General features: G+C 51.6%; 6 protein-coding genes. 3 read left to right on the top strand and 3 right to left on the bottom strand.

Annotation, left to right across the window (positions count from 1 at the left end; all coding sequences use genetic code 11):
• Positions 1-557 precede the first annotated feature (557 nt).
• On the top strand, positions 558-1,862 hold the full coding sequence (locus LQV63_RS16825) for an MFS transporter (RefSeq protein WP_233697600.1): 1,305 nt from the start codon (positions 558-560) through the stop codon (positions 1,860-1,862).
• An 11-nt stretch (positions 1,863-1,873) separates the two neighbouring features.
• On the top strand, positions 1,874-2,500 hold the full coding sequence (locus LQV63_RS16820; RefSeq protein ID WP_233697599.1) for an ArsR/SmtB family transcription factor: 627 nt from the start codon (positions 1,874-1,876) through the stop codon (positions 2,498-2,500).
• Between the two features lie 190 nt (positions 2,501-2,690).
• Here the strand turns inward: LQV63_RS16820 and LQV63_RS16815 are convergent, their stop codons facing one another.
• The 3 genes from LQV63_RS16815 to LQV63_RS16805 form a co-directional block, all read right to left on the bottom strand.
• Positions 2,691-3,773, bottom strand: a complete 1,083-nt coding sequence (locus tag LQV63_RS16815; RefSeq protein ID WP_019424315.1) for an efflux RND transporter periplasmic adaptor subunit — start codon at positions 3,771-3,773, stop codon at positions 2,691-2,693.
• Between the two features lie 71 nt (positions 3,774-3,844).
• Positions 3,845-5,230, bottom strand: coding sequence for an ABC transporter permease (locus tag LQV63_RS16810; protein WP_233697598.1), 1,386 nt, complete (start codon positions 5,228-5,230; stop codon positions 3,845-3,847).
• Positions 5,227-5,979, bottom strand: coding sequence for an ABC transporter ATP-binding protein (locus LQV63_RS16805; RefSeq protein ID WP_019424317.1), 753 nt, complete (start codon positions 5,977-5,979; stop codon positions 5,227-5,229). The genes LQV63_RS16810 and LQV63_RS16805 overlap by 4 nt, the downstream gene beginning before the upstream one ends.
• Before the next feature lie 343 nt (positions 5,980-6,322).
• On the opposite strand from LQV63_RS16805, the gene LQV63_RS16800 reads away from it, so the two are divergent.
• Complete coding sequence (locus LQV63_RS16800) at positions 6,323-7,930, top strand: RsmB/NOP family class I SAM-dependent RNA methyltransferase (protein WP_233697597.1); 1,608 nt, start codon at positions 6,323-6,325, stop codon at positions 7,928-7,930.
• The last annotated feature ends 2 nt before the right edge of the window (positions 7,931-7,932 follow it).

Genomic DNA, 7,932 nt, shown 5'->3' with positions numbered 1-7,932 from the left:
GTTCACTCTCCCAGTGGTTCAGATTGAGCAGACAAGAGTCGTCAAAGCGTTCTTTTGTTCACTCTCCCCATGATTCAGTTTGTTCAAGGAACAGCCCAGCAACTGGAGGCACTAGCGTATTGGATAAGATACGGATGAATTCATGTTCTTTTTGGAGCGGGTCCTCGAGGTGTCTTGTAACGTAAAGAAGGGTCTGATTCTAGCAGTGAAGAACGATTGAACTTTACCAAATGGTGATTCGATTGGTTCTCGTTTTCTGAATTAAGGGGTTAGTGGCCCAAAGGACTTTTTGGAAACCTCTTTTTAGAGGAGAGAGTCGGCATCATACGACGACTGCTTGTAAATGGTCTGGACTAGCATGAAGCGAATCCTGTCAGTTTGCACTCGCCATTGTTGATTTTCCTTAAGGTGAATGTTTGAGAGCATTGCAGCCGGCCATTCTCAAATCCTCAACAGAGTTTTTCTCATTTGATAGGCAAATTCCTTGTTTACAAAATTATTTTTATCGTTAAAATAAGTTTTAGCGATAAAAATAATTATAAACGGAGGCCTTATTCATGAAGCTGCTGCTAAACAATCGCGCTTTTCGCCATCTCTGGCTCGCGCAAATCGTCTCCGAGCTGGGGGACGGCATCACTCGGCTCGTCGTCATTTTTCTGGTCGCGCACTTATCGAGCAATCCGCTTGCCTTAAGTGTGGTCGTGCTGGCTCAAGTGCTGCCCAACATGCTGCTAGGCACGTTCGTCGGGCCGTTCATCGACCGCTTCCGCCGCAGTCGCATCATGGTTGCCGCCGACCTGTACAGAGCCGTCATCGTCCTGCTGCTCATCGTGTTCCAGAATGAGCTCTACGGCATCTATGCGTTGGTGCTGCTGCAGGGCATCGGGACCGTTCTCTTCGAGCCCGCGCGCACAGCTATCGTTCCGCGTGTCGTCGGCCAAGAGAACATTACGCAGGCCGTATCGTTCTCGCAGGCGACCTATATGGCGATGAAGCTCATCGGCCCAGCGCTTGCCGGACTGCTCATTCCCTTTGGACATTTTGGCTGGCTGTTCACTTTTAATTCATTTACATTTGTGTTGTCCGCCTTGTTCATCTTTGGAATGTCGAGAGCGCTGTCTGAGGACCTGACAACAGCTCAACAGACAGCCATGACGGGGCAAGAAGAAGAGCAGGTCGTTGCGAAGGAGCCGTATTGGCAATCGTTGAAAGATGGGCTGCGCACCATTTATCGCCACGATGGCTTGTTCGCTCTGCTCATCCTGCTTGTTCCCATCATGCTCGTCATGGGAGTCATCAACACGAATTTGAACGCGGCGCTGTTGCAGTCGTTCCGGATTCCAGCTGAGCATTTCGGCTTCATCTCCAGCATGATTGCTGCCGGAAGCATTATGGGAGCGTTGGCCGCCCCTTCTCTGCTGCAGCGGCTCAGAACGAATGTGATGCTCTTGGGTGCCGTGGGCGCCATCGGCTTGTTCTGCATGCTGATTGTGCCGTTGTTCCATTTATATCAGGAAAGCGGGGTCCTCAGCGTCTATGTGTGGGCGCTTGGCGTTGGCGTGTCCATCTCATGCACGAACGTGCCGCTGAGCAGCCTGTTCATTACGCTGATGCCGGATGAGATGCGGGGCCGAGGCTCGGGTGTGTTCGAGTCCGTCGCGCAAGCGGGAACGGTGCTCGGCATCGGTGCGGGCGGCTTGTTCGCCTCTCTGTTCGGCGTATTGACGGCTACTGCAATTGCCGGATTGCTGCTTATCATTGTCGCTGCCGTTTTCCCTCTGTTAAAATATAATCAAGCGCTTCGGCAATCGAACGAGACGAAGCTGTCGGGAGGAGGCCAAGCCGCGTCTTCTTCGGGATAAGGGGGGACATCTTGCGAGAGAACAAGATTATTGATGATATCGAGTTGGCAAAAATATTGCTCGACCCGCGCCGTATACACATATTGCGGCTCGCCCAAGACGAGCCAGTCACGGTTAAGCAGATGGCAGAGCAGATGGATGAGAAGCCGTCCCGGCTCTATTATCACGTCAAGAAGCTGGAAGAGGCTCATTTGTTGGAGCTTGTGGAGACGAAGCAGCAGGGGAATCTGATTGAAAAGTATTACCGGTCGAACAATGAACATCGGAGCTTTACGTTCGGCAAGCAGCTGACCGCGGAATACTCCAGTTACATCGTGCAGGAAATACTTCGCATCACCCATCAAGGCATGGGCTTGATTGAAGAGGGAATGAAGATGGGGCAGATCGGCGAGGGCATGCTGGCGGAAGCCAATATCGCATACGCATCGTTGACACCGATGGAATGGGCAGAGAAAACGCATCTCGCACAGAACGCGATTTCCTCTAACAAGGAGCAGTCTCCGTTCGAGCCGTCCGAATCGGATATCGCAAAGAACGCCGAGTTATCCAAGCAGACGACGAAGGATGATTACGTCTTCGTGATGCTCAGCTATCGGTTGAAGGACGTGCCGGACGGACAGAACGAGCCTGAAGCGTGAATAAGCCGGTGCAAGCTTACCCATGTCTAAGTAAGATGGATCGATAGTGAGCAAGTCTGCGCAAGTTTCGGATATCGCAGCACAACCAAAAGGCCAATCAGAAATCTCTGACTGACCTAATCATACGAAAGACCGCTCTGCATCCTTCCCAGCGGGACAGGAGAACGAGAGCGGTCTTTTGTTAGTTGTATTATTGCAGGACGACGGTGTCGCCTTCCTTTAAGCCTTCCAGAACTTCGGTCTTCTCTGGGGTCTCCATTCCAATCTTGATGTCACGGCGTTCGTATTGGCCATTGCCTTTGTCCAGCATGACGTAATAGTTGTCCTTCTCACGCATGACCGCCACGGTTGGCACGACGATCGCATTTTCTTTGCGGTTCGTTTCGATTTGGCCTGTCAGGCTGAGACCCGCAATCAGATGCTCATTAGCATCCAGCGCGATAATGACTTCGAATTGAGCGGGCTGGTTCGCGTTTTGTTGATCGGTCACGCTTTTGGCAAATTTCGAAACCTTCAACACTTTGCCTTTCAGCTTCTCATTCTTCATTGCATTCATCTTCACGACAACCGGCATGCCCGCTTTAATGCGGAACACATCTTGCTCTCCGACTGGCGTTACAAGCTGAAGCTTGCTTAAATCGACGATTTTGCCGACGCGGTCATTATCCTTAACGGCTTGCGGCAGCTTGTTCGGATCATCATATAGGAAGATGCCGGAGGCAGGCGCCGCATAAGTGGCTTCCGCCAGCTTCTTCCGTTTTTGGTCTAGATCCTTCTGTTGGATGTCGAGTGTTACATTGTTCAATTCCGACTGCAACTTGGCTGTTTCCTTTTCCGCAAATTTCTTTTTCATCTCCGCTTCCGTTGAAGGAAGCAACTGATCTTCGTCGGCAAGCTTCAACTGCATCTGTGCCAATTGTGCTTCAAGCCGCTGCTTCTTGATGGCAGCTTCCGACTGCGCGAGCTCATTCTGCAAGGCGCTCGGATCCAATCGGAACAGCACCTCACCCTTCTTCACCTGCTGACCGTCCTTGACGGCCCACTGCTTCACTTCCGAACCGAATGGGGCATAGATGAACGTTTCCTGTTCATAGGTCGACTTACCCTTGACCTCAATGTTGTTCACCAATGTCTCCTTCGTTACCGTAAACGGAATCGCGCCGGTATTTTCCATCGTATCTGCCGGTTGAGACGGACTGGCGAAATTGTATAAGCCATAGCTGATGCCGGCGAGCACGAGCAAGATAATCGCCCATTTGATCTTCTTCTTCATTTTCGTCGCGGACCTCCTTCAAATTGCTACCTGTCTATCATGATTGTATAAAAGTCACTATTGCTGCATCTCTAGTCACGTTTAATCGCAGTTAACGCATCTGTGCGCGAGGCGCTAATCGCCGGGTATAATCCGGACAACACACCGGTCATTATCGCAAACGCAATGCCGATCGGTATAAAGGTCGGCGAAATAAACAGAATCGATTCTCCGCTCCCGTCTGACATGGAGCCTGCGGTCAAGCCGTTAATGCCCCACACAATCCAATAGGACAGCATGATTCCGATCAGTCCGCCAAGCAAACCTAGCAGCGCTGCTTCGATAATGAACATGTTGCGAATCTGCTTCAAGTTCGCGCCAAGCACCTTCATGATGCCGATTTGACGGCGGCGCTGATACGTGGACATCGTCATCGCAACGACAATGGAGATGGAGGCGATGAAGAGGACGAACAGCCCGATGCCGAGCGCAATCGTGCGCACTATGGCAAACTGCTCATTCAACCGGTCTTTCTGATGCAAATTAGTGCTCGTATTCAGCATTAGTTTTTTGATTTGCTTCTCGACTTGCTCCACATTGTTCTGATCGTCGACCTTCACGACTAGCGAATTGTATGTACCTGGCTCTGTCGCATTCTCTCCGTTTTCCAACCGGATCTCCTGCTTCAGAAGTTCGCCTGTTTCAATCGAGACATATACTTTTTTGTCATAAGCGATCATATCATCCCTGCTGCCGCTCGGTTTCTTCAATACACCCGACACGCGGAGCGGGGAGCTTAAAAAGGATTTTCCATTCATATCGGTACTGCCAAGTCGTACTTGGCGCTGGTACAAGGAGGATGGAATTCGGTTCATGTTGCGATACTGTTCCATGAGCGAATCATCGTACGGATTGTCCTGCAGCTGTTGGATGAGCTTGTCCATCGTCTCCTGATCGACAAGACCCAGAGTTGCCCCGTAGTTCAAGACGGCTGTTCCCGCTAAATCGGAAGCAGCTCCCTGCATGAAATCGTGTCCGAATTTGGTTAATGAATCAAGATCGGTTGCGATCACTTCCACCATGGCTCTGCGCTCATCTAGCGTGTTCATTTCCAAATATCCGAGCTGTTGGTTAGCCGCGACGGCTTTTACGTGCGGAATATTTCGGATGACCTCGAGCTTCTGTTGTGTTATTTTACCGCGCTCTTGGACCTCGTCCGTTTCTGACGATTTAGCGGCTGCACCGTTGTTGCCCGCTCCGCCTCCGCTCACGCCTTTATTTGGAGAAACTGTAATTTCGTCCATCTTTAAAAAGGTATTAAGCTGACTCTCCGCATACACCTGCGCTGACTCGCCCACGCTCATCGCAACGACAATCGCTGCGCAACCGATGGAAATACCAGCGGCGCACAGCGCGGTAACGACTTTGCGGCGTTTCAGTTGATCCCAGGAGAGATTGATATAGTCCCGAATTCTCATGTTGTCTTACCTCCCGCAGGAACCGGCTCTTCCGCGACGTTGTGGGGCGGCATAGCCGGAACAATCGGAGCGCCTGGAGCATGATCTTCCACCAATTTTCCATCGCGTAACGTAATGATTCGTTTCGTCTGCTCCGCGACTTCAAGCTCGTGCGTAACGATGATGAACGTGGTATCCATCGTTTTATTTAAACTTTTGAGAATAGCAATAATTTCTTCCTCTGTGCGCGTATCGAGGTTCCCTGTAGGCTCATCGGCGAAAATGACCGAAGGCTCCGTAATCAAGGAACGGGCAATACTGACACGCTGCTGCTGCCCGCCGGATAATTGGGAGGTGAACAGTTCCGATTTATCGGGAATGCCGACCTGCTCCAGCAATTTCAACGATTTCTGCTTCCGTTCAGCAGGGTGAACTCCTTGGAAAATAAGCGGGAGCTCAACGTTCTCGCGAACGGTCAAGTTCGCTATCAATTCATAAGCTTGAAATATAAAGCCGATGTGTTTTCGCCGAAATTCGGCCAATTGGTTCTCATTCATTTGCACGATGTCATGTTCGGCAATGAAAATATTGCCTTCGGTCGGCTTCATCAACCCCGCCATCAAGTTAAGTAACGTCGATTTACCGGAACCGGAACTGCCGAGTAAAGCGACCATCTCTCCACGCTTGACCGAAAAATCAATGGAATGCAGCACTTGGGTCGTCTCGGGGCCATTCTTAAATGCGTGGGATAGACCTTCAACACGTAACATTCGGCTCCTCCTTTCTCTCAACTCTATACACATTAAATTAAACAGTGTTTCATACGGCTGGCGCAAGGCAAAGTTTCTCAATCATGGCCAATGTGACAATAATGTAAGTATTATTAATGAGACGGAGGGAAGCGCGCCTACTCCTTCGCCACTTTCGTTTAAAAACGATAGGGATCATGGTATGCTGTTATCATTGCTGTCTTTAAGAGGTTGTTCAAAAAGCTCCCTTTTGACCTTCCGATGCAGTTTTCTAGCGAAAACATGTACTTCTCGATGCTGAAAAGTGGTCTTTTTGAACATTCATCTTAAGACGATATGAAGGCAGATTTGAAAGGATGAATGTATGAAGAGTCTCCCGACAGCGTTTGTTCAGACCATGCAGAAGCGGCTTGGCGAACAATTCGATGAGTTTATGAAAAGCTACAACCAAGAGTCCTATGCCGGAATTCGCGCAAATGGCCTGAAGTTGGATGCTGCATCGCTTCAAAATATAGTTCCGTATCCACTGCGGCCGATTCCTTGGACGATGGACGGATATTACATCTCGAATAAGGCTCGTCCCGGCAAGCATCCCTATTATCATGCGGGGCTATATTACATTCAGGAACCAAGCGCCATGGCGCCGGTTCAATGTTTAGATGTTCGTCCCCACGACCGTGTATTGGATTTATGCGCGGCTCCAGGCGGTAAGTCGGTTCAAATTGCCGCACGTCTCGGAGAAGAAGGCGTACTTGTCACGAACGACATCCACCCGGATCGGACCAAAGCGCTCGTCCGCAATATCGAGCTATACGGGGTGCGGCGCACGGTTGTGCTGAATGAGAAGCCAGAGCGGATTGCGGAAGCATTCCCCGGTTTTTTCACGAAGGTGCTTGTCGATGCGCCATGCTCTGGAGAGGGCATGTTCCGCAAGGAGCCGGATATGGTCAAATCGTGGGAGCGCGAGCCGGTGCTGACCTATGCCATGATGCAGCAGGATATTATGAACAGTGCAGCCAAGCTGGTTGCGCCTGGGGGACGGCTTGTCTACTCAACGTGCACCTTCTCGCCGGAAGAGAACGAAGCGTGCATTGCCCTGTTCGTAAGCGCGCATCCGGAGTTCCGTGTCGTCCCGATTCCGTTAGCCAACGGATTCGCTGCCGGACGACCGGATTGGGCACGTGACTGCATGAACGAGCACGGCTGGGAAGCAGACGAGCAGGCGATCGATAGCACGGCTGGCACGGCGCGTCTCTGGCCGCACCGCTTGCAGGGCGAAGGGCATTTCGTAGCGGTGCTGGAACGGTGCGATTCAGAGTTAGCGGAGTCGGAGGGGCAGGAACGTGTCGAGCTTCAAGAACAGGCAGATAGCATCGATAAGGTGTCGCACGTTGGAGCCTTTGCCGTGAACGCCCGGCCGTCAAGGCAGGGAGCGAAAGAGCAGAAAGCGAAGCAGCGTTCCAGTCAGGAACGCCTCAAGCAAGGGGGCAAGCCTGCGCCGATTAAGTCGAAGGGCATCGTTCCGCCGACTCCAGATCAGCTTGAAGCATACGGTTGCTTCTGCCGCGACCAGATGTCGACGGTGATTGCCGAGGCGAATGCGGCTATCGGGCCTTACTTATATGCGTGCCCGCTTCCGATTCATCGGTTGGGTGCGCTGCGCGTCATGCGTCCGGGGTTATTCCTCGGCACGTGCAAAGGGGAACGATTCGAGCCTGCGCACGCTTTGGCGATGGCAATGACGAGTTCGCACATGAAGCGTGTGCTGCCGCTTCGATTAGGTCAGGACGAAGTGATTCGGTATTTGCGCGGCGAAACGTTAACGTTGGGAGAAGAGCATATTGAACGGGATCCAGCTACACCTGCGAAAGGGTGGCTGCTGGTATGCGTGGACGGATATAGCTTGGGCTTGGCCAAATGGGCGGGAGGAACGGTGAAGAACGAATACCCGCCAGCATGGAGGTGGACGTAAGC

It is taken from the genome of Paenibacillus profundus (genome assembly GCF_021369635.1).
GTDB classification, from domain to species: domain Bacteria; phylum Bacillota; class Bacilli; order Paenibacillales; family Paenibacillaceae; genus Paenibacillus_B; species Paenibacillus_B profundus.
The sequence above is the reverse complement of the archived record's forward strand: the minus strand, read 5'-3'. Positions and strand labels throughout refer to the sequence as shown.

What these genes read in the sequence shown, in the direction of transcription:
- LQV63_RS16825 (WP_233697600.1), top strand. Translation starts at nt 558, where the DNA reads ATGAAGCTGCTGCTAAACAATCGCGCTTTTCGCCATCTCTGGCTCGCG.
- LQV63_RS16815 (WP_019424315.1), bottom strand. Translation starts at nt 3,773, where the DNA reads ATGAAGAAGAAGATCAAATGGGCGATTATCTTGCTCGTGCTCGCCGGC.
- LQV63_RS16810 (WP_233697598.1), bottom strand. Translation starts at nt 5,230, where the DNA reads ATGAGAATTCGGGACTATATCAATCTCTCCTGGGATCAACTGAAACGC.
- LQV63_RS16805 (WP_019424317.1), bottom strand. Translation starts at nt 5,979, where the DNA reads ATGTTACGTGTTGAAGGTCTATCCCACGCATTTAAGAATGGCCCCGAG.
- LQV63_RS16800 (WP_233697597.1), top strand. Translation starts at nt 6,323, where the DNA reads ATGAAGAGTCTCCCGACAGCGTTTGTTCAGACCATGCAGAAGCGGCTT.